This window comes from Hymenobacter mucosus (genome assembly GCF_900188255.1).
In the GTDB taxonomy this organism is placed as follows: Bacteria; Bacteroidota; Bacteroidia; order Cytophagales; family Hymenobacteraceae; genus Hymenobacter; species Hymenobacter mucosus.
Window position 1 is genome coordinate 1 of sequence record NZ_FZNS01000022.1, and the last position, 25,891, is coordinate 25,891.

At 57.0% G+C, this 25,891-nt stretch carries 21 protein-coding genes; 14 read left to right on the forward strand and 7 right to left on the reverse strand.

The genetic code is table 11. The features are described 5' to 3' along the window. Positions 1-1,320: phosphate acyltransferase (locus CHB83_RS22870; RefSeq protein WP_262490746.1), on the forward strand; the 1,320-nt coding region annotated here is incomplete at its 5' end. Positions 1,321-1,506: 186 nt separating this feature from the next. Here CHB83_RS22870 and CHB83_RS22875 read toward each other — a convergent pair. Continuing rightward, complete coding sequence (locus tag CHB83_RS22875) at positions 1,507-1,923, reverse strand: hypothetical protein (protein ID WP_143437260.1); 417 nt, start codon at positions 1,921-1,923, stop codon at positions 1,507-1,509. Between the two features lie 319 nt (positions 1,924-2,242). Between CHB83_RS22875 and CHB83_RS22880 the strand changes: the two genes are divergently transcribed. The 4 genes from CHB83_RS22880 (at position 2,243) to CHB83_RS22895 (ending at position 5,566) form a co-directional block, all read left to right on the forward strand. After that, positions 2,243-2,734: a hypothetical protein gene (locus CHB83_RS22880; protein WP_179225622.1), complete on the forward strand. Its 492-nt coding sequence runs from the start codon at positions 2,243-2,245 to the stop codon at positions 2,732-2,734. 250 nt (positions 2,735-2,984) lie between these two features. Beyond that, positions 2,985-3,977 carry a PAS domain-containing sensor histidine kinase gene (locus CHB83_RS22885; RefSeq protein ID WP_179225623.1) on the forward strand — a complete coding sequence of 331 codons (993 nt, stop codon included), beginning with the start codon at positions 2,985-2,987 and terminating at the stop codon, positions 3,975-3,977. Between the two features lie 424 nt (positions 3,978-4,401). Continuing rightward, positions 4,402-4,632 carry a KGG domain-containing protein gene (locus tag CHB83_RS22890; RefSeq protein WP_089334456.1) on the forward strand — a complete coding sequence of 77 codons (231 nt, stop codon included), beginning with the start codon at positions 4,402-4,404 and terminating at the stop codon, positions 4,630-4,632. Positions 4,633-4,903: 271 nt separating this feature from the next. Continuing rightward, entirely contained in the window at positions 4,904-5,566 is a 663-nt protein-coding gene (locus tag CHB83_RS22895; RefSeq protein WP_089334457.1) for a DUF6624 domain-containing protein, read from the forward strand. A 147-nt stretch (positions 5,567-5,713) separates the two neighbouring features. Here the strand turns inward: CHB83_RS22895 and CHB83_RS22900 are convergent, their stop codons facing one another. Further along, the gene (locus CHB83_RS22900) at positions 5,714-6,559 is read right to left on the reverse strand and encodes an SDR family oxidoreductase (protein WP_089334458.1); all 846 of its coding nucleotides are present in this window, start codon (positions 6,557-6,559) and stop codon (positions 5,714-5,716) included. Positions 6,560-6,679: 120 nt separating this feature from the next. Here CHB83_RS22900 and CHB83_RS22905 point away from each other — a divergent pair, with 120 nt between their 5' ends. Beyond that, a complete protein-coding gene (locus CHB83_RS22905) occupies positions 6,680-7,048 on the forward strand; it encodes a winged helix-turn-helix transcriptional regulator (protein ID WP_245855416.1) in 369 nt (122 codons plus the stop codon). Between the two features lie 956 nt (positions 7,049-8,004). Continuing rightward, entirely contained in the window at positions 8,005-8,871 is an 867-nt protein-coding gene (locus tag CHB83_RS22910; RefSeq protein ID WP_089334460.1) for a PAS domain-containing protein, read from the forward strand. Between the two features lie 318 nt (positions 8,872-9,189). Here CHB83_RS22910 and CHB83_RS22915 read toward each other — a convergent pair whose 3' ends face one another. Further along, positions 9,190-10,827 (reverse strand): hypothetical protein, encoded by a 1,638-nt coding sequence (locus CHB83_RS22915; protein WP_143437261.1) that lies wholly within the window; start codon positions 10,825-10,827, stop codon positions 9,190-9,192. Positions 10,828-11,149: 322 nt separating this feature from the next. Further along, the gene (locus CHB83_RS22920) at positions 11,150-12,214 is read right to left on the reverse strand and encodes a LacI family DNA-binding transcriptional regulator (protein ID WP_089334462.1); all 1,065 of its coding nucleotides are present in this window, start codon (positions 12,212-12,214) and stop codon (positions 11,150-11,152) included. Positions 12,215-12,697: 483 nt separating this feature from the next. Here CHB83_RS22920 and galK point away from each other — a divergent pair, with 483 nt between their 5' ends. Together galK and CHB83_RS22930 are read left to right on the forward strand one after the other, a co-directional pair. Continuing rightward, positions 12,698-14,110 (forward strand): galactokinase, encoded by a 1,413-nt coding sequence (gene galK / locus CHB83_RS22925; RefSeq protein WP_245855417.1) that lies wholly within the window; start codon positions 12,698-12,700, stop codon positions 14,108-14,110. A gap of 12 nt (positions 14,111-14,122) precedes the next feature. Next, positions 14,123-15,193 (forward strand): UDP-glucose--hexose-1-phosphate uridylyltransferase, encoded by a 1,071-nt coding sequence (locus CHB83_RS22930; RefSeq protein WP_089334464.1) that lies wholly within the window; start codon positions 14,123-14,125, stop codon positions 15,191-15,193. A gap of 49 nt (positions 15,194-15,242) precedes the next feature. On the opposite strand, the gene CHB83_RS22935 is transcribed toward CHB83_RS22930, so the two are convergent. Then, on the reverse strand, positions 15,243-16,292 hold the full coding sequence (locus tag CHB83_RS22935) for a glycoside hydrolase family 43 protein (protein ID WP_089334465.1): 1,050 nt from the start codon (positions 16,290-16,292) through the stop codon (positions 15,243-15,245). Positions 16,293-16,562: 270 nt separating this feature from the next. Here CHB83_RS22935 and CHB83_RS22940 point away from each other — a divergent pair, with 270 nt between their 5' ends. Next, a complete protein-coding gene (locus tag CHB83_RS22940; RefSeq protein WP_179225624.1) occupies positions 16,563-20,852 on the forward strand; it encodes a hybrid sensor histidine kinase/response regulator transcription factor in 4,290 nt (1,429 codons plus the stop codon). On the opposite strand, the gene CHB83_RS22945 is transcribed toward CHB83_RS22940, so the two are convergent. Both CHB83_RS22945 and CHB83_RS22950 read right to left on the reverse strand, forming a co-directional pair. Next, positions 20,845-21,057, reverse strand: a complete 213-nt coding sequence (locus CHB83_RS22945; RefSeq protein WP_089334467.1) for a hypothetical protein — start codon at positions 21,055-21,057, stop codon at positions 20,845-20,847. The two genes, CHB83_RS22940 and CHB83_RS22945, sit on opposite strands and share 8 nt — an antisense overlap. Continuing rightward, positions 21,050-21,313: a glycoside hydrolase family protein gene (locus CHB83_RS22950; RefSeq protein ID WP_218823228.1), complete on the reverse strand. Its 264-nt coding sequence runs from the start codon at positions 21,311-21,313 to the stop codon at positions 21,050-21,052. The genes CHB83_RS22945 and CHB83_RS22950 overlap by 8 nt, the downstream gene beginning before the upstream one ends. A gap of 393 nt (positions 21,314-21,706) precedes the next feature. Here CHB83_RS22950 and CHB83_RS22955 point away from each other — a divergent pair, with 393 nt between their 5' ends. From CHB83_RS22955 to CHB83_RS22970, 4 genes are all read left to right on the forward strand, one after another. Further along, positions 21,707-22,831: a glycoside hydrolase family 88/105 protein gene (locus CHB83_RS22955; protein ID WP_089334468.1), complete on the forward strand. Its 1,125-nt coding sequence runs from the start codon at positions 21,707-21,709 to the stop codon at positions 22,829-22,831. Positions 22,832-22,856: 25 nt separating this feature from the next. After that, positions 22,857-24,107 (forward strand): DUF2264 domain-containing protein, encoded by a 1,251-nt coding sequence (locus CHB83_RS22960; RefSeq protein ID WP_089334469.1) that lies wholly within the window; start codon positions 22,857-22,859, stop codon positions 24,105-24,107. A gap of 123 nt (positions 24,108-24,230) precedes the next feature. Next, on the forward strand, positions 24,231-25,448 hold the full coding sequence (locus CHB83_RS22965; RefSeq protein ID WP_089334470.1) for a DUF4861 domain-containing protein: 1,218 nt from the start codon (positions 24,231-24,233) through the stop codon (positions 25,446-25,448). A 257-nt stretch (positions 25,449-25,705) separates the two neighbouring features. Next, positions 25,706-25,891, forward strand: a 186-nt coding sequence (locus CHB83_RS22970) for an SDR family NAD(P)-dependent oxidoreductase (RefSeq protein WP_143437262.1), incomplete at its 3' end; no start/stop codon positions are given.

Below are 25,891 nucleotides of genomic sequence, written 5' to 3' on the forward strand. Positions count from 1 at the left end.
CCCAACCAGGTCAACAACGTGCTGGGCTTTCCCTACATCTTCCGCGGGGCCCTGGACGTGCGCGCCACCGAAATCAACGAGGCCATGAAGCTGGCTGCCGTGCACGCCCTGGCCGAGCTGACCAAAGATGCAGTGCCCGATATGGTAAACCGGGCCTACGCCGACAATACCCTGAGCTTTGGTCGTACTTACCTCATTCCTAAACCCCTGGACCCACGCCTGATTACGGCGGTAAGCCCGGCGGTAGCCAAAGCCGCTATGGAAAGCGGCGTGGCCCGGCGCCCCATCACAGACTGGCAGGCCTACGAGGATGAGCTACGGAGCCGCTTGGGGGTAAATCAGAAATTGCTGAACCGCATTACCTCGGCGGCCAAATCGGAGCCTAAGCGCGTCGTATTTGCCGAAGGCGACACCTATAAAATTCTGAAAGCCGCGCAGATTCTTGTTAGCGAAGACATTGCCCGGCCAATTCTACTCGGCAATCAAGCGAAGATTAAGCAGTTGGTAGCCGCCAACAATCTTGATCTGACGGGCTGCACCATCCTTGATATTTCGCAGGAGGATGAGCAGCGCCAGCAGTTCGCCGAGCAGTTGTTTCAGAAGCGCCAGCGCAAGGGGGTGACACTCTACGAGGCCCAGCGCTTATTGCGGGAGCGGAATTACTACGGCTCGATGATGCTGGAAAGTGGGCAGGCCGATGCCTTTATTACGGGCCTCACCAAGGACTACAGCAAGAGCATTGCGCCCGCTTTGCGCGTAATAGGCGTGGAAGCCGGGGTGCAGCGGGTAGCTAGTATGTATATCATCCAGCACAAGAAAGGCCCGTTTTTCTTTGCCGATACAACCGTAAACATCGACCCCACGGCCGAAGAACTCGTGGATATTGTGGGCCTTACGGCCCGTCGGGTTAGCTCCTTCGGCAGCCAGCCGCGGGTAGCCATGATCAGCTATTCCAACTTTGGCTCCAACGTAGGAGCCCTGCCCGACAAGATGCGGCGCGCCACGGAGTTAGCCAAAGGCCTCTATCCCGACTTGCTTCTCGACGGGGAAATGCAGGCTAATACCGCCCTCAACCGCGACCTGATGCGGGAACAATATCCTTTTAGCCCGTTGGCAGAAACTGGCGCTAACACTCTGATTTTCCCCAACGTAGAATCTGGCAACATTGCCTACAAGATTCTCCAGGAAATAGGGGGAGCCGAGGTGATTGGGCCAATCCTGATGGGTATGCGCAAGCCAGTGCACATCCTACAGTTTGGGGCCTCCGTGCGCGAAATCGTCAACATGACGGCTATTGCAGTGGTTGACGCGCAGAAATAAGTAGTTCTTCCCGCTCGATAAGAGGATTCAACAGTTACGGCACGCTCAGCATCTGGGCGTGCCGTTTTTCGATGGGCTTCCTGCTACTATTTCGCTTTCTAGATGGTAGCCTTTGCACATCAGGCTTGGGCTAGCTGCTAGTGAGCCAGGCGAGCATTGTGAAGCTGACCATGACCGCGGGCGGGTTCAAGCAGTCCTTCGGGGTAGGCCCGAAATGTCGCTGAGGCCATTAAGCACAATGGGCACTACCCCCCAGAAGATGGCCGTGTTGCGTTCTGCCGGAGCATAACGTGGCAGTAAGTAGCTCAGAGCCAGAAAAACAGGACCGCCTACTTGCCCAATACGCACGTGGGTCCGAAAGGAGAACAGCGGCACTAACCCGGTAGGAAAACGCGTCAGGCAGCCAATGGTACCCTCGCCCAGAGCATTCACCAACAGAACAGCGGCGGCGGGTTTGCTCCGCCGGGCCGCCCACAGCGCGCACCCCAGCATAATGGGCAAACAGATACGGTCAATTATAGCGTGGGTACGCGGAGAAATCAGATCCGTGGAGCGGCGCGCAGTGAGGCGCTCGGAGGCAGAAGCAGGCAACGTACTAGACATAGCAGAGCAGAAAGACCTGCTGTACGAGGTGCCCAGGCCCAGGTTTCTAGCGCGGAGCTTACCGCCCCAGCAGGCCGCTACACCCATTTTACCGCCGCAGGTGCTACTTCGTAGCCGTTTGTACGCTGGCAAGCGGTAGCGTTGAGCTACTCCTACAGGGAGCAAGCAGCTTACAAAGCCGGGCAGCATACTCGACCTAACGCGCACTGAGTTGAGGCCGTAGAACCCAACACGTTGCGGCCCTGGTGCGCAGCCTTTTTGTGAACATTAATACGTTTGGTTGCGCTTCCGTCGCAAGCCAGACAGGGAGGAACTACCAATGACAGGAAAATCACTTCTCTACGGCTTGGCGGCTGGTGCGGCCGGAGTAGCCGCCATGACCCTGGCCGAAAAGCTGGAGCAGCGCTTTACCAAGCGCCCTAACTCTTACGTGCCAGCACATACGTTGGAAAAACTGCTGGGCCTATCCTACAAACCCGATGCCGAGCGCCTGGGACTAAACTGGACCATGCACTGGGGCCAGGGCATTCTACTAGGCATGGTACGCACCCTGCTGGCCGAACGGGGAGTGCGTGGTCCGGTGGGCTCGTTTCTCTTCCTCAACCTACGGTTGCTGAACGACCAGACTCTGGAAAACGCAACGGGCGTAGGGGCCCTACCCTGGACGTGGCCCCGCGACGAGCAAGCCATTGACTTGCTGCACAAAAGCATCTATGCTTTCACCGCCGGAGCGGTGGCCGACCGCCTGATACCGGGTCCTGATCAGACGCCCGTAGTTCGCGAAGGATGGACACTGGGACGCAAAGCCTAGCGCTGGACAAAGCCTCCTTCCCTTCTTAGCCACTACGCGCAAGCGTGACCACTTGGGCACAAGCTCCTGGGTGGGTAGCAGCGTATGGGCTCGGGGGCTCACAAAGCGACAACCAAAGCCCCTCTTACCAGTATAGCCTCACATCCTTCTCTACTGATGTGCGATGCTAGACCCCGCCACGTTGTATTATAACCAGGCGGCTTCCAGTCCGCATATACAGTTTGTATATGAGCTCAGCACCAAACGTGTAGTGTTCATAAATACTGCCTATGAACATGTGCTGCATGGCCACCAGGAGCAGGTAAACGAAGAACTGCCCGCGCTATTGGCGCGTCTGCACCCCGATGACCTTGCCCTGTGGAACCGTTACTGGCGACTTTGGCAAGCGGGCCGCCTGCACGATGAAGTAGACGTGCGCCTAGTAACCCCCAACGGGCCTGACCAGTGGCTGAGCTTACTGCCCCACTGGCACCAAGATGAGGAAGGCCACCAGTGGCTAAGCGGTGTGTTGCGGGATATTACGGCGGAAAAGCGCCACCATGAAAACAGCGTCAAGTTCAACGGCAAGAAGAACACGGTGCTGGACCTACTGTCCCACGAGTTGGCGGGGGCATTTGGCGTGCTGCAACAGCTAACTGAGTATGTGCGCCAGGAAGTAGGCGACGTGCAGCAGAGCCAAATTCCTCATATGCTGGAAATTATGCAGCAAACCAGCCAGAAAAGTGTGGCCCTTATTCGCAACTTGCTGAATCAGGAATTTCTTGAATCGGCCGGCATTCCGCTGCAACGCGAGCGGGTAGACTTACGCGAGAAAGTTAGAGAATGTCTCGAACCGCTGTGGCAGGCCCCAAACCCCGAAGACCATCGGCTCGTCTACGAGTGTCCGACGAAGCCAGTGTACGCGGAAGTAGATATAACGAAGCTCCTGCAAGTAGTTACCAACCTAGTGAACAATGCTTTTAAGTTCACCCCGTCCGAAGGTCGTATCACGGTCCGGCTTTCGTCAGAACCGGGGGCAGTTCGCCTGGTGGTTGCTGATGACGGCATTGGCATCCCGTCGCATTTGCTGCCCAATGTGTTTGAGCGCTTCACGCCGGCCCGGCGTACGGGCTTGCGCGGAGAACCGACCACAGGGCTCGGCCTTTCCTTATGCAAGATGATAGTAGAGCTTCACCACGGCACGCTTACCGTCGTTAGTACTGAGGGAAAAGGCGCTGCATTTACCGTTGAACTACCAGCTTGACCTATGCAACTACCTAGTCAGACGCCTTTATTCCCCTTACGTAATAAACCGAGAAGCCGTAAAAATTGCGGACTACATGTACTGCCTCCTAAACAATCAGCTTTTTTATAGACTTCCTGACTTTTAAAGTACCTAGTAGAGTTTGAATCAGCTCCCTAAAGTGAATGCGCTTTACGCGTAGGTACTTCGCGGAGTCTGATTGCCGTAGTCAGATACGTAGCCAAGCAACCACTGCAAGCTGAAGCGTACGTATTTCACGTACCGCTAAGTACTACTACCCACCAGCTTGCTGTACAAACCGGTATTTAGACGTTGAAAGTGCGTATTTACGGGTTGAACAGTCGACTAAGCGCCATGAGAGCCGTTAGTTGGACCATGAACGAGCTTCGGCTCTCACGTGTATCCACTTTTCCACTCCAACACCATGGCTACGACTCGCCCCGCTACTTCTTCTGAAACACCCACGCCAAAACGTCCTCGCGGTTTTGCAGCCATGGACCCCGAAATGCAACGCCGCCTCGCCAGCGAAGGAGGCCGCGCCTCTCATGAAAGTGGCCGCGGCCACCGATTTACCTCCGAAGAAGCTCGTGCTGCTGGCCGTAAGGGGGGGCAAGCTAGCCGAAGCCGCTCCGGGCAGGTAGGAGCTACCAAGTAGTTTCTCTTCTTAGGTTGATGAAGGAGCGGACTCCTTCATCAGGATGACAGAACTTCCGTACAAAGTGCGGAAGTTCTGTGCGTTTATACGCCTACGCTCTGAGCAAATCGGCAGTGATTAGGTAATAAACCTTGTTCTTACTGCTGTTGATGGCCGCCCAAGGAAGCACCAACAAGTTCCGATCGGACAAGCAAAGTGGCAAAAGCATACGCGAAATAGGTACCAGGCTTCGTTTGCATGGCCTGTTGTAGCTAGTATTCCTGCGTGTTATATGTTTCGGTTAGGTATTCTGCTTGCACTATGGGTTCCGCTTTGGTCGGCTTGCCAGGACTTTGCCCCTACATCACCTACCCCAACAGCCCAAGAGTATACACGCCTGCGCAACGTGCTCACGGCCGTGTACGAACGAGACCAGCAGGTGCGGAACATAGACTTCGAGCTTATCCGGACTGATTCGGTGGCTGCGCGTGCTTTCTCTGCCCAACTGCACGCAACCGACTCACTAAACCAAGCCATTGTGCTACCCCTACTAGCGCGGTATGGGTGGCTACCGCGCCAAGCCATCGGTGAGCAGGCCGCCGATGCGCTGTTTCTCGTCGTGCAGCATTCTGATCTGGCTATCATGAGGCGGTTTCTACCGCAATTGCAGGAGCAGGCCCGCCGCGGCCAGGCTAGCGCCCCCGACGCGGCTACGATGCAGGATCGGGTATTGATGCTTGAAGGCAAAAAGCAAGTATACGGAACCCAAGCTTCCAACAATGTGCGCCCACACCAGCAGCGTATAGTGGTGGTATGGCCCATTCAGGCACCGGATAAAGTTAATTCGCTACGGCGGCAGGTAGGGTTCACCTCTACCGTGCAGCAAAATGCTGACCGCTTAGGTGCGCAGTATGACCCGGCCGAACAACTGCCCCAGAAATCACCTTCTCAATAACATAGAGGCCAATAGCCGTGCCCCTTCAGGCAAATTATGGTTACCAAAAGAGCTCCATAAGCACTTGCTTATGGAGCTCTTTTAATTCTATAGCCCATACTCAATACTATGCTGATTCAGTGTCAGGTATGAGCATTCATAGTAGTGCTACTTCAAGGCGTCAGCCACGGCAGCCGACAGCGGGGTAGTAGGACGGCCAATCAGCTGAGAAAGCTGGCGGCTGTCGTCATACAATGCCCCTTTCGCCGCATCGGCGTCCCAGCTGGCGAGGCCATGGGCAAAGCCCTCCGGCACGCCAAAACTGGCCAAGGCCGCGGCGTAGTCAGTTACGGGCAAGTCTTTGTAAGGAATGTCCTTACCGCTCTGGCGCGAGATTTCAGCGGCTAGCTCTGTCAGCGTATACGATTCGTCGCCCGCTAGCTCGTACGTCTTGCCGGCGTGCCCTTCACCCGTAAGTACGGCCACGGCTGCTTCGGCGAAGTCAGCCCGCGTGGCCGACGAAATCTTGCCCTCTTGGGCGCTACCGATAAATGCACCACCAGCCAATGCCCCGCCAATGGAGCCCGTGTAGTTTTCCGTGTACCAGCCGTTGCGCAAGATGGTGTATGCAATACCTGACGCTTTCAGTTCAGCCTCTGTTGCGCGGTGCTCCTCGGCGAGGCTCAGCGGCGAGGCATCAGCATGCAGCACGCTGGTATAGACCACCCGCTGCACACCAGTTTGCTTGGCGGATTCGATGACGTTGTGGTGTTGGGTAGCCCGCTGACCTACTTCGCTCGAAGAAATCAACAGGAGTGTATCAACACCCGTCAAAGCGGCTTCTAGAGTTTCGGGATTAGAGTAATCGGCTTGGCGAGCTTCTACGCCCAGGTCAGCCGCCTTAGCAGGGTCGCGTACCAGCGCAACAACTTGGTCTGCGGGAATAGTGGCGGTGAGTTTCTGAACAACAAGGCGGCCTAGCTGGCCGGTGGCACCGGTGATGGCAATTTTCATACGTAGTCAGTTAAGTAGTTGACAAACCAAAAGTAGGTGCTATACTTACGCAAAGTAAGTACGTACAGAAAGGTAAGTATGAAAAAAGCTACAATAAGCCCGGCCCCAGATCCTGCAACCTTGTCCGGCCGGTTCCTGCGGGGCGATGTGATGTCGGCGGCCTGCCCATCGCGCGTTGTATTAAAGCACATTACCAGTCGGTGGGGCGTGCTGGTGCTGATGGCTTTAGAAGGAGAAACGCGGCGGTTCAGCGAATTGCGGCGCCTGATTGGCGGGGTCAGTGAGCGGATGTTAGCCCAAACCTTGCAGTGGCTGGAGGCAGATGGTTTAGTGAAACGTGTAGCTTTTGAGGTAGTACCACCCCACGTGGAGTATAGCCTCACCCCGCTCGGTCAGCAAGGAGCAACAAAAGTGCGCGAACTAGCCGACTGGGTAGAAGTTAGCTTCCCAGAGATTCTGCAACATTGGAATTCCAAACCCGCCAGCTAGGTAGGCAGAGCCATCCTCCTGCCTGGCTATCAGTATTTAAGTGACTATACCAGCCATAAGCCGAGCTTACTAGCTTCAGCGAAAAACGTTAAAACGTATAGACGTAGAAACGTTTGCACTGATTTTATACTTTGCTGAGTTAGCGTTGTGGCATTCTTGTCCCTTAGCTTACCTATTGCTTAAAGTCAACAACGGTAGAAGTGACCTGCTTACGCAACTCAAAAAGGAGGAATAGAGGAGTATATAAGGGCGGAACGAGTTTTCGCGCAACGCCTTCCTGGCGCGTTCATATCGGCGCAAACTCCATAAGAAGCCCAGAAGTAGGTAAAAGCTTATAGCTCAATAACCCTACTCCATTTTGCCCGGTGTATCGGCTAATAGCACCACTTGTCTTCGAGAACCAATAAGCTCGGTCAGGTAATTTCAGTTAGGGTGAGTAGGACGTGGCGGACTAGTGCTTTTGTGCTTCTGCTAGTTAGTGGCAAATGAATAGCCTAGAGGACATGCGCACATTCATCCCCCACTGTGTATAGAAGAACACAGCCCGTTACGGCTACAATTATATGGTGGGCTTTATGGACTATGAAGAATTTGGAAGTAGGTTATTATATTTTGTCAATATAATTTTGAACTATATTACTTCCGTTCAACCTAGGTAATTATCATTCGTAACTCGGTTTCTCAGGTATCCCACCTATGCAGCTTCGGTCCGTTGCGCGCATCGGTAAACCTCGTTACTCACGCTCTTTATCCTGCTCGCCCACAACCAAACCCTATTTTACGCTACTTACTGTCTTTAATTTATCTGAGCGCTACTTCATGAACTCAGACGGGTAGTAACCTTTCTCACCTCCTTGAGGAGCGAATTGGTTTTTCCTTTTGTCGCACTTTTACATCCTGTCAGGCTAGCAGTAAGTAGTATACTGGCCTGGTAGGAGTTTCCCGATCTGATTCCAATGCCGCCTATCATCCCACTTTCTCCCCCTGCACTCCGTGCGCTTGAATCCCTCCCCGACCCCTATCTTATTTTGGCGCCGGATGCAGCATTCACAATTCTCACCGCCAGCACTGCCTATTTACTAGCTACCAACTCGACCCGGGCCGCCCTGCAAGGCAAACCCGTACTGGAGGCTTTCCCTCAAGCCCCCTACCTCGTAGTCACCAACGGCGATAATTTACTTGCCTCCCTGCAGCAAGTACTCCACACCGGGCAACCTCATACCATGCCCTTGCAACGCTACGACCTGCTAGCTGCCGATGGCACTTTCGTCGAGAAATACTGGGAGATGGTCAATTGGCCGGTCTTTGATGAGCAAGGGCGCATACACTACCTCGTGCATAAGTCCGTGGATGTAACGGCCCAAGTTCTGGCCAACGCCCAAGCCGAGGATTTGCTGGAGGTGCGCGACCGACACTTGATGCAGCTGCTGTACCAGGTTCCGGCAGCCCTAGCAACCGTAACAGGCCCTGAACACCGCTATTCGTTTGTAAACGCGCGCTACCAAGCCCTGATAGGAAACCGGATTGCGCTGGGTCGTTGCGTGGCTGATGCCGTGCCCGAATTAGAAAATCAGGGTTTCGTTGAGTTACTGGACAGCGTTTACCAAACCGGCAAGACGTACTATGGTCGGGAAACCCACTTGACCTTGCGGGACCCGACTACGGAGGCTCTGCGCACCGTTTCGTTGGATTTCACATACCAAGCCTTGCTAGATCGGCAGGGGGTAGTCACGGGAGTACTCGTATTCGCCATCGAGCTTCCCGAAAGCCATACCAAACCAACTGCAAAACCTACTGGCGAAAACGAACCCATGTATGAATAGCTACCTCTTTATTGGCACAACTACAGGCGCTTCGGCGAGCTTCAGTACATACGCTGGAATGTCAATCAGCTAAACATGCAATTAAAAAACACTAGGCTGTTTTAGCGTTCATCAATTCGTTTAACAAAAGCGGCTGCCTCAACCAAGGCAGCCGCTTTTTATAGGGTGATAATGTACTATCCCTTAGTACTTGTTTTTAGGATGTTGGAGTTTATTGGGCTCTCAACACAGCATTAACACCTATCCAAGGTCTCTACTACTAAGTTGCCAAAGTCAAGGTGGTAAGCCGGATTCGTGCCCCTTGCCAGACTAGCTACATCAACCGGCTGGTCCTTCGGAGTAAAGCTCCAGTAGCTTTGTTGGAGAGCGATATACCAAATGGTAGTGCTGAGCCAGGTGGCTTTCCAGTTGTTGAGCGTTGGTGGTGGGCACCACTTGCACGTTTCGTCCCCAGAGCAGAACATAGTCTGGCCATTGGGTGCGGGGGGTAGTTTGCCAGTTGATTCGTGGCGGTTGTTCGTCGCGGTCGGTCATTACTGCCTGCCCAGGGCGCCACACCACTGGGAAGTAGCCCGTATGTGCTTCGTAGTTTTCTAGGTTGAGCAGTTGCCGCTCTACCCCCAAGTAGCCCGTTGCGTGGGGAAACACATCAATGTAGCTCTGGTAAGCCTTACCATTGGGCATGCGCGAGATGGCACCATAGGAGAAGGACGCAATGGAAGCACCCGGTCTCAGGTACGAAGTCGCCGTTCGGTACTCGTCCATTCCCGTTGCCAGAGTCCGGTACTTACCGTAGCGGAAGCCAAGTAGCAGCACCGCCACCACCACCACTACACCCACTACCGCTTGGCGCAGCCAACGCGGGTAGGAAACCGTGGCCAACAAACCAATCAAGAGCAGGTAGCTGAGCAGGCCCAAGCGCGGACGGAGGATACTACCTCCCAGCAGGGCATCAGGCAGTAGCACGTAGGCCAGCACCAATAGCCCAGCAGCCAGGGCCAAAGCCCCTCCCGGTGCCAAGGCTCGTCCTCGGGCGTGGCACCACCCCACGTACCCTACCATGCCGAACAGCAAAGTGGCTAGTAGCTTGCGGTAAGTACCCTCGGCCGAACCCATAAACCGCAGCGGCTCCAGCATCACCCAATCGTGCAGCAACTGCCCCGGGCCAATAGACACGACCGACACCAATTCTTCAACCGTTGGCTGACTTAAGTACCAGCCCATTAGGAGTAGTGAGGGTAAGCAAGCAATCAGCAGGATGCTCAATCTAGTGCGCAGGTAGGTAAGGCGGCTGGCTGGGCCCGGCAGGCGCCATGCCTCCTCTAACACGCATAAGCCTACCACAAAGCCGGCTAGTAGGTAAGGCAGCGGGTGGGCGAAATATAGTACCAGCAGCAGGCTTACCAGCCCTACTACATGGCGCAGTGTAGGCAAACGAGCAAAAAAATGGCGCCGCCAATAGCCCAGCACTACCAAAAAAAGCACTACGCTAAGGCAGAAGTTATAAAAGCCGTATTGAAAAACGGCACTGTATACCAATGGGAAAGCAAGCAGTGCTAAAAACCCAGCCCCGGGCCGCCACGCCCGCACTACGTAGCGCAGGGCCAATGGCAGGCCCACAACGTATAGCGTCTGCACAAGCTTTTCCGCCAGCCAAGGAGGCAGCAGATGCAGCGCACTCACTAGCAGCACCTGAGTTAGGTAGTTGGGTACGGGCCCGGAGTTGATTGCAAACGCTTGATGGACGGGATGTGGGGTGTGCGTGAGCAGGACTTTGGTAGCCCAGGCATTGTAAAGGTGGGACGGCCCATCGGTAGTAGCAAAGTAACGGAAGGACCACAACGGCAGTAGGTGCAGCAACACCATACCAGTGAAAAGCGCAGCTTCCGAAGGCGCCCGTTTAACCCAACGGGTGGCCTTCCCCAAGCGGGTCGAAGAGTGGAATACGGGTAGCACGGGATAAGAATAAACACTGCCAAATCGGGCAAATATACACGCCTGGGCTATACAGGGCCCAAAGCACTCTGCTACCGCCACTGTATGTTCTTGCCTGGCTCGCGTTGCACCTTATCCTTACGACAATGAACGGCATACCACCCGTATGAAGTTTACGCCAGTTGATTCAGACAGCTTTTATAGCCTAAAACTCTCTGTACAAGTGCTTTGATTAGCTAGATTAACATACTATTTCTTCACTAAATCCTACTCACATTCGCCTATCATTCTATGCGACACACAACAATCAGTAAGCCCTGACTTGTATTGTTAACACTGGTCGTCAAGCCACATTGCTGACACACTCTTTTACTGGCTCCTGATCAGCAGGCCCTTGTTGGCGGCGAGTGGATGATCCGCGGACTAGCAAAGTGGGAGGCAAGATAATGTGCTGAGTGGCCGTAGATAGCGGCGTTTCCCGGAGTAGGTGTAGCAGCAGCTTGGTGGCTTGTCGGCCCATGGCTTCCCCGTGCTGGTCAATGGTAGTGAGAGCTGGTTCAGTGAATTGAGAAAACAGCTCGTTGCTAAAGCCCACCAAGCCCATGTCCTGCGGTAGCTGTATACCTTCCTCTTTCATGACTTGCATAATTCCCAGGGCCGCAAAGTCGCTGGCCGAAAAGATAGCGTCGGGGCGGGGGGGCTGGGCCAGCAGCTGGTGGGCAGCGAGGACCCCATCCTGCAAACGCAAGTCGCAGGTAACGAGCAGGGCGGGTAGAATGGGTAGGCCGTATTCGCGCAGGGCATCTTCGTAACCTAAGCGACGGTTTTTGTAAACACTGATGTGCTGCGGCCCCGCTACGTGCGCAATGCGCCGGTACCCTTGCTCCAGCAGGTGGCGGGTAGCATAGTAACCACCGGCGCGGTCGTCGATGATGACGGCGTTGCCGTTATCACCTTCTAGGTAGCGGTCGAAAAATACCAGCGGAAGGTTGCGCAGGCGAATGTTGTCGAACTGGTGCGCCCGGATAGTTGTGCGAGCCAAGGACAGCAGCACACCGTCTACCTGGGCCCGCAGCAGCATATCGAGGTTTTGGCGCTCCCGCTCCGCGTCGTCGTTCGACTGGCAGATCAGCACCCGGTAGCCGGCTCGGCTGGCCGTATCCTCAATGCCCGTCACCACGTGGGAGAAGAAGTTGCTGTTGAGGTGGGGCATGATAACTCCCAGCGTATTCGTGTGCCCTTTGCGTAGGCCAACGGCCAGCACATTGGGCTGGTAGCCAAGCTTGGTAGCCAAGGCCCGCACGCGCTTGTAAGTAGCTTTATTGACAGTGCTTTTGCCTGATAACGCCCGCGATACGGTTGCTGATGATAAGTTCAGCTGCTGAGCTAAGTCTTTAATGGTGACCATGGAAACAAGGCAAAAGTGTAAAATCAAACAAGTCAGCAACTACGCTACCAGTAGCTTGAGCAGACCGCAGAGTAGGATGCCGTTACGGGACGTTTTCAGGTCGGCGCCCAGGGCGCGCTGGGTGATGTACTAGTTGGAGCCCCAGTGGTTGAAGTTCACAATTCACTGGCTGGCCAGGCACATGGCGAGACCCGGTAGCACGGAGTACTTGTCGGTGTCGACTTGGGGAGCAGCTGGACTTGGCTTCCCGAACACCACATGGAAGTGGTCCTCTGTTGAGGACAAGACAATACTACTATCATTGGGGCGCCCGTAGCGGGGTCATTTTCAGGGAAAGCAGGGGATACATTCGACAGAGCCAAGAACGGGCCGAGGTGCCCCTTACTTCCCAAATCGAAACCCAGGTTCTTGGCTTCGATTAGACCAACAGCAGGGCCTTCTTAGGAGGTAAATTTTCGGTTCTTAGCTGCCTACTCTCGGCCCTTGTCTGAGTGGTTTGGCGGCCCTCATGCCCAAGCAGCATGGCACCTGTGGTCCTGGAAAGCCTCTGCTTCGTTGAGCAGCACCAGCGGGGAGAAGTTAGGCAGGGAAAATGACGAGTTCCCCCCCCTATTTGTCCCAGATTATACCCCGGCTTTCCGCAACCTCGCGGGTAGTATTGCGGCTACTGATCCTACTCATTTGGCCGCGCCTCTTATCCCGTTCTCCATGCCTTTGCTCATCGAAACTATTGCTACTGCCTTCACTGATGCCTTCGGCCACGATGCCACCCTGCTCGTGCGGGCTCCAGGCCGCGTCAACCTCATTGGCGAGCATACCGACTACAACGGCGGCTTCGTACTACCCGCCGCCATCAACAAAGAAATCTATTTCGCGGTGGCGCTTAATGGGCTGAACCGGGTCCGGCTGATTTCCTACGACAAGCAGGAGCGCTACGAAGTAGCCCTCACCGCAAAACCATTGCAGCGGGGGCCCATTCAGTGGGCCAATTACCTGCTAGGCGTGGTAGCGCAGTTTCAACAGCAGGGGCTGGCAGTAGCGGGCTTCGATTGCCTATTCGGGGGCACCATTCCCATGGGTGCGGGGCTGTCTTCATCGGCGGCCGTGGAGTGCGGGCTGGCGTACGCCCTGAATCAGCTGAGCGGCCACAACGTGCCAACCCTAGCGCTGGCTCAGCTGGCTCAGAAAGCCGAGCACGAGTTTGCGGGCGTACTCTGCGGGCTGATGGACCAGTTTGCCAGCCTCATGAGCCAAGCCAACCACGTAGTTCGCCTCGACTGCCGCTCCCTGGAGTACACGTACTTTCCCTTCGATACCACCGCCGCCCAGGTTGTGCTGTGCAACTCCGGCGTGAAGCATAACCTAGCCGACTCCGAGTACAACGTGCGTCGCCAACAGTGTGAAAAGGGCGTGGCCGTGCTCCGCAAGCACCACCCCTACGTGCTTACTCTCCGCGACGTGACGCTAAAGCAGCTGGAGCACCACCGCGCCGAACTAGACGACCTGACCTACCGCCGCTGCCGCTACGTGCTGGAAGAAAATGAGCGCGTGCTAGCAGCCTGCCAGCACTTACTAGATGGTAACCTAACTGCCTTCGGACAGCAGATGTATGCCTCACACGCCGGCTTGCGCGACGATTATGAAGTCAGTTGCCCCGAGCTAGACGCCCTAACGGTAGCCGCCAAGGGCCTACCGGGCGTGTACGGCGCCCGCATGATGGGCGGCGGTTTTGGCGGCTGTACCATCAACCTGGTAGCGCCCGCTCAGGTAGACGACTTTGTACGCGTGGTGTCTGAGCAGTTTAAGGCGCAGTTTGGGCGGCCGTTGGAGGTCTACCAGGCGCGCATTGTTTCGGGTGTGGGCACAGTGCCTACGGCGGCTTCTCCTTCGGCATAATCCTGCGTTTCCGTGGCTACTTTTTCTATTACCGAGCACCCCCACCGCCGCTACAATGCCCTCACTGGGGAGTGGCTGCTGGTATCGCCCCACCGTGCTAAGCGGCCGTGGCAAGGCCAGCAGGAAGCCCCCGACGTGGAGCAGCGCCCCGCCCACGATGCTAGCTGCTACCTCTGCCCAGGCAATGTGCGCGCGGGCGGGGTCGTAAATCCGGCGTACGAGGGTACGTTCGTGTTCGATAATGACTTTGCTGCCCTCACGCCCGATGCCCCTACCGGCACCGTGAACGTAGGGGGGCTATTGCGAGCCGAAGCGGAGTCGGGAGTGGGCCGCGTTATCTGCTTTTCCCCCCGTCATGACCTGACCCTACCGGAAATGGAGGTAGCCGCTATCCGCGGAGTGGTGGACGTGTGGGCCGCCCAGTTCCGGGAGCTAGGCTCCCTCCCCAACATCAACTACGTGCAGATCTTCGAGAACAAAGGCCAAGTGATGGGCTGCTCGAACCCTCACCCCCACGGCCAGATCTGGGCCCAGCGCACCGTACCCGGCGAGCCAGCCAAGGAATCGAGGCAGCAACTGGCTCACTTCCAAGAATACGGTAGGAGCCTGCTAACAGACTACCTGGCCCTGGAGCTGCAAGACCAGCAACGCTTGGTGCTGGAAAATGCTCATTGGGTAGCCTTGGTACCCTATTGGGCAGTCTGGCCTTTCGAGACGCTGGTACTGCCGCGCCGTCATGTGCAAGATATTACCCAACTCAGCGAAGAAGAAAGGGACGCCTTTGCCGCCATTTTGCAGCAGCTCACCATCCGCTACGACAACCTGTTCCGGGTTTCATTGCCCTACTCCGCGGGGCTGCACCAGCGCCCCACCGATGGCCAAGAGCATCCGGAGTGGCATTTGCACATGCACTTCTTCCCCCCCCTCCTGCGGTCCGCTACGGTTCGCAAGTTTATGGTAGGCTACGAAATGCTTGGCAACGCCCAACGCGACATCACGCCCGAAAGCGCAGCCGCACGCCTACGCGAACTGCCTGGCGTGCATTATAAGCAAGCCCCATCTGCTCCCCCAACTAGTAAGTAGGAGCTCAGGCAGAAGCGAAGTTCGGGCTAGAATCTCGCACGATAAATCACTAAAGGCCTCTGCTAGATTGATTAGCGGGCTGCTTTACTGCTTTCGGGAAGGCATTCAAATTCCACTCTTCTACCCACTGAATGGTAGGCTGGCCGGTGCTAAACTGAATGGGCAACCATAAGTAGCGGCTGTCTTTCAAGTCTTTTGGATTCCACTTGTCGGCCATGAAAATAAAGCCCCCAGCCTTGCCCGGCGTCGGTAGTACAAACGTCGATTGCCCGCCGAAAGTCAACTGCCCATTTGGACCCTTCATAGGGTCGCCAAGCAGCTTCCAGGGCCCGAAGGGGGTAGAGGCTACGTGGAGGGAAGCTTGGTTGGGGTCCCAGCCTGTGCAGCCGCTGGTGATGAGGTAATACTGGCCAGCCGTTTTAAAGAGGGCAGGTGCCTCGCGGTGGTTGCTGAACAGCAGGGAGTCTTGCGTGGTGGGAGTTAGGTAGTCGCGGGAGAGGCGGGCCAGGCGCAGGTCGTAATTTTCGCGAGAAGAGTAGATGTGGTACGCAGCCCCATCGTCGTCAACAAACAAGCCCATATCGCGCGACATGTTGCCGTTGGGCCGAAAGCTGCTCACGTAGCGGAATGGGCCCGTGGGCTGGTCGGCCACGGCCACGCCAGCCCGGGCGGCTTTATAGCCCTGGTCTTTGAGCTCCAAGTGAAACCACATCACGTACTTGCCCGTCGCCCGGTTAAAAATCACCTTGGGCCGTTCCATCAGGCAGCCCTGGACCAACTCATGCTGGTCATTGGTACTTGGTGTCAGCGCCATGCCTCGGTACTGCCAGTTGTATAGGTCCTTCGATGAGTACACCGTCACGCCTTCTTCTTGGTGCTGAGCGCGTTTCTCGCCGTACCAGTAGTAGGTATCGTCCACGCGCAAAATGCCGCCGCCGTGCGCGTTGATTATGTTGCCGTCGGTATCGTACCAGAGGGCTCCCGGCCGAAAGGAAGTAGCGCGGACCGTCGTATTTTTGGGAGTGTTGGGAGCGTTTTGGGCGCAGGCCCAAAATGCCCAGAGTGGCAGTGCTACCAGGGCAAGGAGGCAGGTTCGCATGGTGGGGCGGGGTAGGTATGGTCACCAGAGTAGCAGCATGTGCTCTCCCAGCGGTAGCTAAAAGTACGGGGCCCGTTCCCCGGCAGGCGGGGGTGGATTAGTGAAAAAAGAGGGGTAAATTGGATGCCAAAACTCATTACTGTCGAGCCGGAACAGAATTGCGGGCTTGATTGCTATTTTCGTAGGTCTGACCGCCTTTTTTCCGGCTACTTGCGTCTGTTTCCGCTCTGGCATCTGCCCTGCCCACCTCGCCACAACCATTTCCTGTCTGTGCCCATTCCCGCTCTTTGCACCCGCATACTACCCTTCCTTCTGTTCTGCTGCCTACACACGGGTAGTGCCTGGGCCCAAAATGTAGCGCCCAACGAGTTCCGATTTGAGCACCTCACCGTAGACCAAGGCTTAGCCCACAGCGACGGTATGTCCGTCACGCAGGACAAGGCAGGCTTCATCTGGATTGGGACCAACCGCGGTCTGGACCGTTACGATGGCTACAGCCTCAGGCAGTACACCCTGCCTGTCAACCCCCGCAACGGCATTTCCGGCAACCGCATTACGGTAGTATACACAGACCCCAAGGGCCGCCTGTGGGCCGGCACGGAAGGGGCCGGCCTAAGCTTGTACGATGCCGACCACGACGCCTTCCTCACTTTTGATGAGCGGCAGGTACCCGCGCGCTACCGTGCTTTGGCCCAGCAGTTGGCCCAGGCCGATATTGCGGCCCTCACCTCCGACCGCCAAGGTCGGCTTTGGGTGGGCACCAGGGCGCACGGCCTCTTTCTACTCACCTTCGATGGCGAAAGGAAAGTGCAGGACATGCAGCAGCTAGGCGTCTCCGCCCAGGCCCCTACCTCGTTGCCACTTATCACGGGGCTAGAGATGGATGCTGAGGGCAAGCTGTGGGTAGGCACCATGGGCGCGGGCCTGCGGGTTATTCGCACCACGAATGCCGCGCTGCAAGTGGAGCCCACGGAGCTAGCTTCTACCCCCATCCGGTCCCTGCACCTCGACCGGCGCGGCGACCTGTGGGTGGGCACCAACCAGCAGGTGTACTGGGTGCCCGCCGCGCACCGACGCACCATGCACCAGTTGCGCAGCCACCCCCTACCCCAGGTTTTCCCCACCCTGCAGTCCATTTTCCTTGACTCGCGCGGAGAACTGTGGGTAGGCACCACCTACGGACTTTACGTGTGGAAATCCGGGGTAGTAACCAACCAAACCCCACCCCTGCGCAACACCCCGCCTATACTCTACCTGCCCCAGGACGATAACCCCTTCGGAATTAACTCCGAGCGCATTCACCAGATTTTTGAGGACCGCAACCACATTATCTGGCTGTGCTCTTCCGCGGGGGGTATGAATAAGGTAGACCTCCGGCAGAAACCGTTTGGCCTGATTCGGCAGCAGCTTACCGGCCGCCTGGCCTTGCTCAATAACTATATCAATGCCATCTGCAAAGAGGAAGGCCGCAACACCCTCTGGTTTGGTACCCGAAATGGAGTTTCCAGCTACGACCTAAGCCGCCAACAATACCGGCACTACCTCAACCAGCAAGCCAATAACCCGCGCGGCACCGACGTTTCGGCGGTATTTCAGGCCAGCAACGGCACCCTGTGGTTTGGCACCCGCAACGGTGGCCTCGTGACGCTTACGCGCTCGGCTACGGGAGCTGAGCGCATGACGACCTACACCAAGTTACCCAACGGCCATGACCTAGGTACTCAAAGCATTGAGCGCATTGTGCAGGACGGGCAGGGCACCATTTGGGTAGCTACCTTTTTCACAGGCTTGCACCGCTTCAGTGCTACGGGCCAACACCTGGGCTCCTACCGCACCGACAACAGCGGCCTGCCTACCAATCAGTTTACCTTCCTGCTGTTTGACCCCGGCCGCAACGTGCTGTGGGCCAGCACCCGCGACGCCGGACTGCTCAAGCTCCGCATCGACGGCGACTCCTTGCGCATGGTGGGCCAGTACCAGTATGCGCCTAAGCGGCCCAATAGCCTGCGGGTCAACTACGTGTGGCCCTTGCTGCTCGATGGGCAGGGTAGCCTCTGGATTGGCACCATTGGGGGCGGCTTGCACCAGCTTACTACCACGCCGGACGGTCAGGAAAAGATGCACTACTACGCTCAGGAGCTGCCTGAAAGCGACGTGGAAAGCATCTTAGCCGACGATGCCGGCAACCTCTGGATTGGGGGCACGGGCCTGTACCGCTTCACCCCGGCCACCCGCCAATACTTGCGCTTCGACGTAGCCGATGGGCTGCAAAGCAACGCCTTCAAGATTGGCTCGGCCGCGCGCGCCCTCGACGGCACCCTGTACTTTGGGGGCATCAATGGCATCAATTTTTTCCAGCCCCAGGAAATCCAAGCCAACCCCCTACCTCCGGTGGTGCAGATTACTGGCTTACGGGTGAGCAACAAGCCGGTAGCCGTGGGCGATACGCTCAACGGCCGCGTGCTTCTACAACGCGCCCTCACTGCCCCCCAGCAGCTCACCATCATGGCTCAGGAAAATGACTTCTCGGTCGAGTTCGTGGCCCTGAACTACACCAATCCGCAGAAAAACCGGTACGCCTACCGCTTAGTAGGGTACAACGAAGACTGGGTGTACCCCGCCCCGGGTCAGCGCACGGCCAGCTTTGCCAACTTACCGGCCGGCCGCTACACCCTGCAAGTGAAGGCCAGCAACGGTGAAGGCGTATGGACCTCGCGCTACGCTACCATGCAGTTTCAGGTGTTAGCGCCGTGGTGGCGCACGTGGTGGGCTTACCTGCTTTACGCGGCGGTTGCGCTGGCGCTGGTGGCCTTGTACCGTCGCTTTGAAATGTCGCAGCAGGAACTGAAAAACCGGCTGGTGCTAGAGCACTTCCAGGCCGAAAAGGAAAAGGAGCTGACGGACTTGAAGCTGGGCTTTTTCACTAACGTGTCCCACGAGCTGCGCACTCCGCTCACCCTAATTCTAGGGCCTATGGAGGAAATTATCAGTTCTCCGGGCCCTGTGGTTGACTTGCGGGGCAAGGTGCAGCTGATGCAGAAACAGGCCCGCAAGCTGCTGGATTTGGTTAATCAGCTGCTCGATTTCCGCAAGGTGGAAACTGGCAACGTGCCCCTGCGAGCCAGCTACACCGACGCCATCGGCTTCCTAACCGAAGTGTATTCCATCTTCCGGCTGAAGGCCCAGGAACGTGACGTGGACTACATCCTGGATCTGCCCCCGGACCCTATTTTCCTGTACTTCGACCGGAGCAAGCTGGAAATCATTCTTACCAACTTGCTTGCTAATGCTTTCAAGTACACCCGCAACAAAGGGCGGGTAGAACTGGCGGCTACCATCATTGGCAGCGCCGGCGGGGAAGGGGCGTACAGCAAAGGCCAGCTTACGGGCAACTACTTGAAGGTAACCGTTACCGATACCGGGGTAGGCATCAAGGCCAGTGAACTAGACTTGATTTTCGATCCGTACTATCAAGCCTCCCACACCAGTACGCTACGCATGACGGGCACGGGCATTGGCTTGTCGTTGGCCAAGCAATTTGCAGAGCGCCACGGGGGCCTGCTCAGCGTAGCCAGCACCCAGGGCATCGGAACCACATTTGAACTGCGTCTACCGTTTGGTCAGCACCACTTGCGCCCCGGCGACGTGTGCGCAGATGATGAGGTAGCTCCGTTGCTGGAGGAAGTTCCGCCGCCGCTGGCTGCTGCGGATGTGAACCCAGAGGCGCTACCCGACTTGCAACAAACTTCCCCTGCTGGCCCGCCGCGCCTCTTGGTGGTAGAAGACAACGAGGAAGTGCGCCAATACTTGCAGCAGCTGTTTGAGGCCGAGTACACTGTAAGCACCGCCGCCGACGGAGTTGAAGGGTGGGAGAAAGCCTTGAGCGAGCTACCCGACTTTATTATCAGTGACGTAATGATGCCCCGTAGCGACGGGTTGGAGCTGTGTCAGAAAATCAAGCAGCATCCCAAAACCACCCACATTCCGGTATTGCTGCTCACAGCACGCACCGCCGAAACCCACGAGCTAGAAGGCCTCGGCATGGGTGCCGACGACTACATGAGCAAGCCCTTCAATCCCATTTTGCTCCAAGCCAAGGCCGCTACCATGCTGCGCAACCGGCGCAAGCTTCAGGAGTACTACCAGCGCCAGATTCTGCTGGAGCCCACCGAAATTGTGGTGGCCGACGCCGACCGACAGTTCCTGGAAAATGCCATGCATGTAGTGGAACAACACCTGGACGATGCAGAATTTAGCGTGCAGGTGCTGGTGCGGGAAGTAGGTATGAGTCAGTCGGTATTCTACCGCCGCATTAAGAGCATTACCGGCCAAACAGCCGTTGAATTCATTCGCGACGTGCGCATGAAACGGGCGGCCCAGTTGTTGGCCCAAACCAATATGCGCGTGTCGGAAGTGGCATTTCAGGTGGGAATTGAGGATGCAAAGTACTTCCGCAAGGCTTTCCAAAAGATCTATTCCCTCACGCCATCGGAGTACGCCAAGCAGCACCGGACCGGCCGCGAAACCCCTTCGGCCGCTACTAGAAGCGAGCTTACGTAGCGGCCACGCGCCACCGGAAGCAAGTACCGTCTTTGCCGCCGGGGAGGGTGCCGGCGGCATTGGCAGCCCATAGGCTTTTGGCGCCCGGCTCGGCTAGCAAGTAACGGTGAGTTTGCAAGGACTGTAACATCACGCGTAGTATATCTGGCCGCTGAAACACCGAGGCCTCGCCCTGAAATTGCTTTTCCGTTCGCACTTCAGCCATGTGGCCCGTGCCCTTCACCTTGCCCGTAAATATCCTTGCCCTCTTCCAAGCCAAACCCCGGCCCATAATCCAGCCGGTTACAGCGTAGCTTAGAAACTCCCAGTTTACTAGGTCGCGGGAGTGCAGCACGGGTAGGCCGGGCATGCATGCTGGTGCCCGTGAGGTAGTCGTCGTTGCCCACCCGTATCATGTCGGGGTCGGAAAACTCGTTGTAGAACAGCGGATTGGTGAAGGTGCCGGTGCCGTTGTCGGCCATCCAGGTAGAAGCAGATGCGGGCTTGGCCGACGGGATTTTGCTACGTTACGCGTGGGCAGTAGGCCCATTCAGCAGCCACCCAGCCACTACAAGAACCTCGCTAGTTACTTAAGAAAAAGATACGTTGCGGAGGCGGCCGGACTCACCCAGAGTTCAATTAAAACGTGAAGCAGCGCTGCTGGAAGGAGGCTGCCAAGTGCCGCAAATACTTCGTGCCGCAAGAAGCCAAGGATGCATCTAACGAATATATATCCCATTCTTTGCTAAAATACCCCCTTTACTTGTGCCAGGCAGCGCCTACTATTGCGGTTGCCTAACAGGTTCCTAAAGAGCCACACTGGCTTCTGGTTGGATACCCCCGCCACTCTTCCCCTGCTTTCCTACCCGTCTTTTATGCCCATTCCCACCTGCCTTTCCCGTTTGCTTGCTTGCGGTTTGTTGCTGGCCTCTAGCACCCTAACTAGTCCAGCACAAACGCTTTCTAAAACTGATCAGGCAGTTTTCAAGCCTAAGTTTATCAAGCAGCAACTGCTCAAAACCACCAAGTGGCAGTTGGCCCACCCCAAGCACAAGGTTACCGACTGGACTAACGGCGCCTTTTACTCCGGCGTGTTTGCCGCCTACCAAACCACCAAGTCCAGGCTGATTCTGGATTCCTTGATGGCCATGGGCAACCGCACTCAGTGGAAGCCTGACCGCCGCTACGACCACGCCGACGACATTGTTATCTGCCAGACCTACCTGAACTTGTACCGCCTCAAAAAAGAGCGGCGCATGATTGAGCCGACCCTGGAAGTGGTAGAGAAATTCCGCACGGTGCCGGGCAATGAGGTGAAGAACAACGGCATCGCGTGGTGGTGGTGTGATGCGCTCTTTATGGGCCCGCCGGTGCTGGTGAAGCTGGGGCTGATTGAAAACAAACCGGAGTACCTAGCCCTCAACGATACGCTGTATCAGCAAACGTACCGCCGCCTGTTCAACCATCAGGAGCATTTGTTTGCGCGCGATGCTAGCTACCTGGTAAACGCGGCTGGCGAAGGCAAAAAGGAAAGCAATGGCCAGAAGATTTTTTGGAGCCGAGGCAATGGCTGGGTAATGGGCGGCTTGGTACAGGTGCTGCAGGAACTGCCCGCTGCGCATCCTACCCGCGGCTTCTACCTCAACTTGTTTAAGGAAATGAGCAGCCGCCTGATTCAGTTGCAGCAGCCCGATGGCATGTGGCGCTCCAGCCTGCTCGACCCAGCCGCCTACCCCGGTGGCGAAGCCTCCGGCACTGGCTTCGACTGTTATGCTCTGGCCTGGGGCATCAACCAAGGCATTCTCGACAAAGCTACCTTCCTGCCCGCCGTGCAGAAAGCCTGGGTGGGGTTGAACAAGTGCGTTTCGGACGAGGGCCGCGTAGGCTGGGTACAGCCCATTGGCGCCGACCCCCGCCGCGACTTTTCGGCCGAAAGCTGGGAGGTATACGGCACGGGCGCCTACCTCTTAGCGGGCTCCGAAGTTATCAAGCTTAAGTAGGCCGCCCCAACGGTCCTCTCAGCGTATGAAACGTCGTTCCTTTCTTTCAGGCGTCACGGCCGGGTTGTCGGTCTTGGCCTTGCCGCCGACTGCTGAAGCCAGTGCTCTTGCAATGCCGCCTCCCTCGCCCGCTCCAGCCGCGGGTCGCGACTACTGGCTGACTACCCTGTTGAAAATTGCGGACCCGGTGCTGGTGGCCGCAGCTCAGGGTAAGCTCAAGGCAAGCATGCCGGTAGAAGCAGCGGCGGGCGCCGCCACAGGGCGCCGCCAAGTAACGCACCTGGAAGCCCTAGGCCGCACGCTAGCGGGCCTTGCGCCCTGGCTGGAGTTGCCCAGTGTGCCCCCGGCCGAGCAAGCCCGCCAGCAGCGCTACGCCGACTTGGCGCGCCAAGCCATTGCTAACGGCGTAAACCCACAATCGACCGACTTTCTCAATTTCACTCAGGGCGGACAGCCGGTAGTGGATGCTGCTTTCTTGGCCCACGCCTTGCTCCGGGCCCCCACCCAACTGTGGGAAAAGCTGCCCGCCCCAACCAAGCAACAGTTGGTCACGGCCTTGCAGAGCAGCCGGGTTATCAAGCCCGTTTACAGCAACTGGTTGCTGTTCAGTGCCATCATTGAGGCGGCCTTGTTGAAGTTTACGGGTAGTGGCGACCTGATGCGCATGGATTACGCCATCAAGGAGCACCAAACTTGGTACAAAGGCGACGGCACGTATGGCGACGGGCCCGACTACCACTGGGACTACTACAACAGCTACGTCATTCAGCCCATGCTGCTGGATGTAGTGGCTACGCTGGTGCAAGCGCGTAAGGAGCGGCCCGATCTGTTGGAGTTGCTACGCACCCGCGCCCGACGCTATGCCACGATACAAGAGCGTTTGATTGCTCCCGACGGCTCGTTTGCGGCATTTGGCAGGTCGTTGGCGTACCGGTGCGGAGCGTTTCAGCACTTGGCGCAGGTGGCGCTACAGGAACAGCTACCCCCCGAACTACCCGCGGGGCAAGTGCGCAATGCCCTTACTGCTGTAATTCGGCGCACAATGGAGCCCAAGGGTACTTTCGATGCGCAAGGGTGGCTACAGATTGGGTTGTGCGGGCACCAGCCCAGCATTGGGGAAGGCTACATCTCCACGGGTAGTCTTTACTTATGCACCACGGCCTTCTTACCGCTGGGCTTACCAGCCACCCATGCTTTCTGGACGGCCCCTGCCCAAGAGTGGACCTCCCGTCGGATTTGGTCGGGCCAGGACGTCAGCCTAGACCATGCTTTGTAAGTAAGGCAGCCATCAGGTTTTGTGTACGAGCGTGGTAGCGGGCTTCTCTTTCCGGTGCTGGCTGCCCCGCACTCATGTACTCGTTACCTGCTCCCATTGCTGCCAACTATCAGATTCTTTGTCATGCGTTTTCTTCAGCCCGTTGTTCTTTCCGCCCTACCACTTGCTAGCATCCTGCTGGTAGGTGCTACTACTGCGCCCGTACCCTTCCTGCCGGCCACCAGCGCCACCATCACGGTGCGCAACCCCTTGGCGCTAGCCCGCCGGGCCGAGACAATCAGCCTGCCTCTGCGCAAACTACCGGCTGCGGTTCGTCAGTTGGGCGCTACTGTGCAAGTACGGGACGGGGCTACTCAGGCAGTACTGGTTAGCCAGCTAGTGGATATGGACGCGGATGGCCAACCGGACGAGCTATTGTTTCAGACGGATATTCCGGCCCGGGCTACCCAAACATTTGTGCTGCAAGCTGGCCAACCTGGGCCGGGCGACGCTACCCGAACCACCTTCGCCCGATTTGTACCCGAGCGCACCGACGACTTTGCCTGGGAAAACGACCGGGTAGCATTCCGTACCTATGGCCCCGTAGCCCAGCAACTGGCCGAAGCCAAAGACCCCAGCGGCACCCTCAGCAGCGGTATGGACTGCTGGCTGAAGCGCGTCTCCTACCCTATCATCAACACATGGTACGGCCGCCACGTCAACGTCAAGCCGTTCGCCTACCACACCGATATCGGCGAAGGCTACGACCCCTACCACGTGGGTAGCAGCCGCGGCGTTGGGGGTATCGGCGTGCTGGAAGGGGGTACACTTTTCGTGTCGAAGAACTTTGCCGGCTACAAGGTGCTGGCTGCGGGCCCCATCCGCACCGTGTTTGAGTTGACCTATGCCCCGTGGCCGGCGGGTGGGCGAATGGTGCAGGAAACTAAGCGCATTTCCCTAGACTTGGGCAGCAACCTGACTCGCTACGAAGAACATATTTCGGCAGCGCAAGCCTTACCCAATTGCACCATCGGGTTGACCTTGCACGAGCAGAAAGGCGAGGTCAATGCCGACCGAAAAGCAGGCTGGTTTCGCTACTGGGAAAAGGTAGATGACTCTTTCCTAGGCACGGCAGTGGTTGCAGAGCCCCGCTTCATCACCGACTACCAAGACCACCGCAGCCCCCAGAAAGACCAGAGCCAGCTGTACATTGTGACCAAACCCAAGGATTCTGTGGTGGTTTTCTACGCGGGGTTTGGCTGGCAGAAAAGTGGGCAGTTTGCTTCGGCGGCCGCGTGGGACGCCTATTTGGCGGAATTTACTCAGCGGCTTGCCTCGCCTCTGGAAGTTAAGTGGAAGTAGCCTTTGCTACCCCGCTAACCCAGTAAGGGCCAGCTACTCTCCATGAGGTTGATTACGCCTTGAAGGTATGCTATGCCGGCTATTTGCGCCTTTACTGCCTCCCGAACAGGTAGGCACGGGTAAGCTATTTGCAAATTCCTGCGTTTTTTGGCATCGAATAACCGACTTGCTCCCCGCGCTACCGGCCGCGGGCCAACGCTGCGTTACCTGAACGCACCCCAGCTTATGGGTTCTTTTCTCCGGTATACTGCTTCTCTATGCAAACTGCTTCTTCTTTTGATCTGAGGGGTAAAGTGGCCCTAGTGACGGGCTGCACGCGCGGCATTGGCCAAGCCATGGCCGTGGGCTTGGCCGAGGCCGGGGCCGATATCATCGGCGTGTCGGCCTCGCTGGCGCTGCAGGGCTCGGCCACGGCCCAGCAGGTGCAGGCGCTAGGCCGGCAG

Bases quoted from the DNA above. Each gene is read 5' to 3' on its own strand.
- CHB83_RS22895 (WP_089334457.1), top strand. From the start codon at position 4,904: ATGTTTCGGTTAGGTATTCTGCTTGCACTATGGGTTCCGCTTTGGTCG.
- CHB83_RS22875 (WP_143437260.1), bottom strand. From the start codon at position 1,923: ATGTCTAGTACGTTGCCTGCTTCTGCCTCCGAGCGCCTCACTGCGCGC.
- CHB83_RS22890 (WP_089334456.1), top strand. From the start codon at position 4,402: ATGGCTACGACTCGCCCCGCTACTTCTTCTGAAACACCCACGCCAAAA.
- CHB83_RS22960 (WP_089334469.1), top strand. From the start codon at position 22,857: ATGAAACGTCGTTCCTTTCTTTCAGGCGTCACGGCCGGGTTGTCGGTC.
- CHB83_RS22910 (WP_089334460.1), top strand. From the start codon at position 8,005: ATGCCGCCTATCATCCCACTTTCTCCCCCTGCACTCCGTGCGCTTGAA.
- CHB83_RS22965 (WP_089334470.1), top strand. From the start codon at position 24,231: ATGCGTTTTCTTCAGCCCGTTGTTCTTTCCGCCCTACCACTTGCTAGC.
- CHB83_RS22950 (WP_218823228.1), bottom strand. From the start codon at position 21,313: ATGGCCGACAACGGCACCGGCACCTTCACCAATCCGCTGTTCTACAAC.
- CHB83_RS22900 (WP_089334458.1), bottom strand. From the start codon at position 6,559: ATGAAAATTGCCATCACCGGTGCCACCGGCCAGCTAGGCCGCCTTGTT.
- CHB83_RS22945 (WP_089334467.1), bottom strand. From the start codon at position 21,057: ATGGCTGAAGTGCGAACGGAAAAGCAATTTCAGGGCGAGGCCTCGGTG.
- CHB83_RS22920 (WP_089334462.1), bottom strand. From the start codon at position 12,214: ATGGTCACCATTAAAGACTTAGCTCAGCAGCTGAACTTATCATCAGCA.
- CHB83_RS22955 (WP_089334468.1), top strand. From the start codon at position 21,707: ATGCCCATTCCCACCTGCCTTTCCCGTTTGCTTGCTTGCGGTTTGTTG.
- CHB83_RS22935 (WP_089334465.1), bottom strand. From the start codon at position 16,292: ATGCGAACCTGCCTCCTTGCCCTGGTAGCACTGCCACTCTGGGCATTT.
- CHB83_RS22880 (WP_179225622.1), top strand. From the start codon at position 2,243: ATGACAGGAAAATCACTTCTCTACGGCTTGGCGGCTGGTGCGGCCGGA.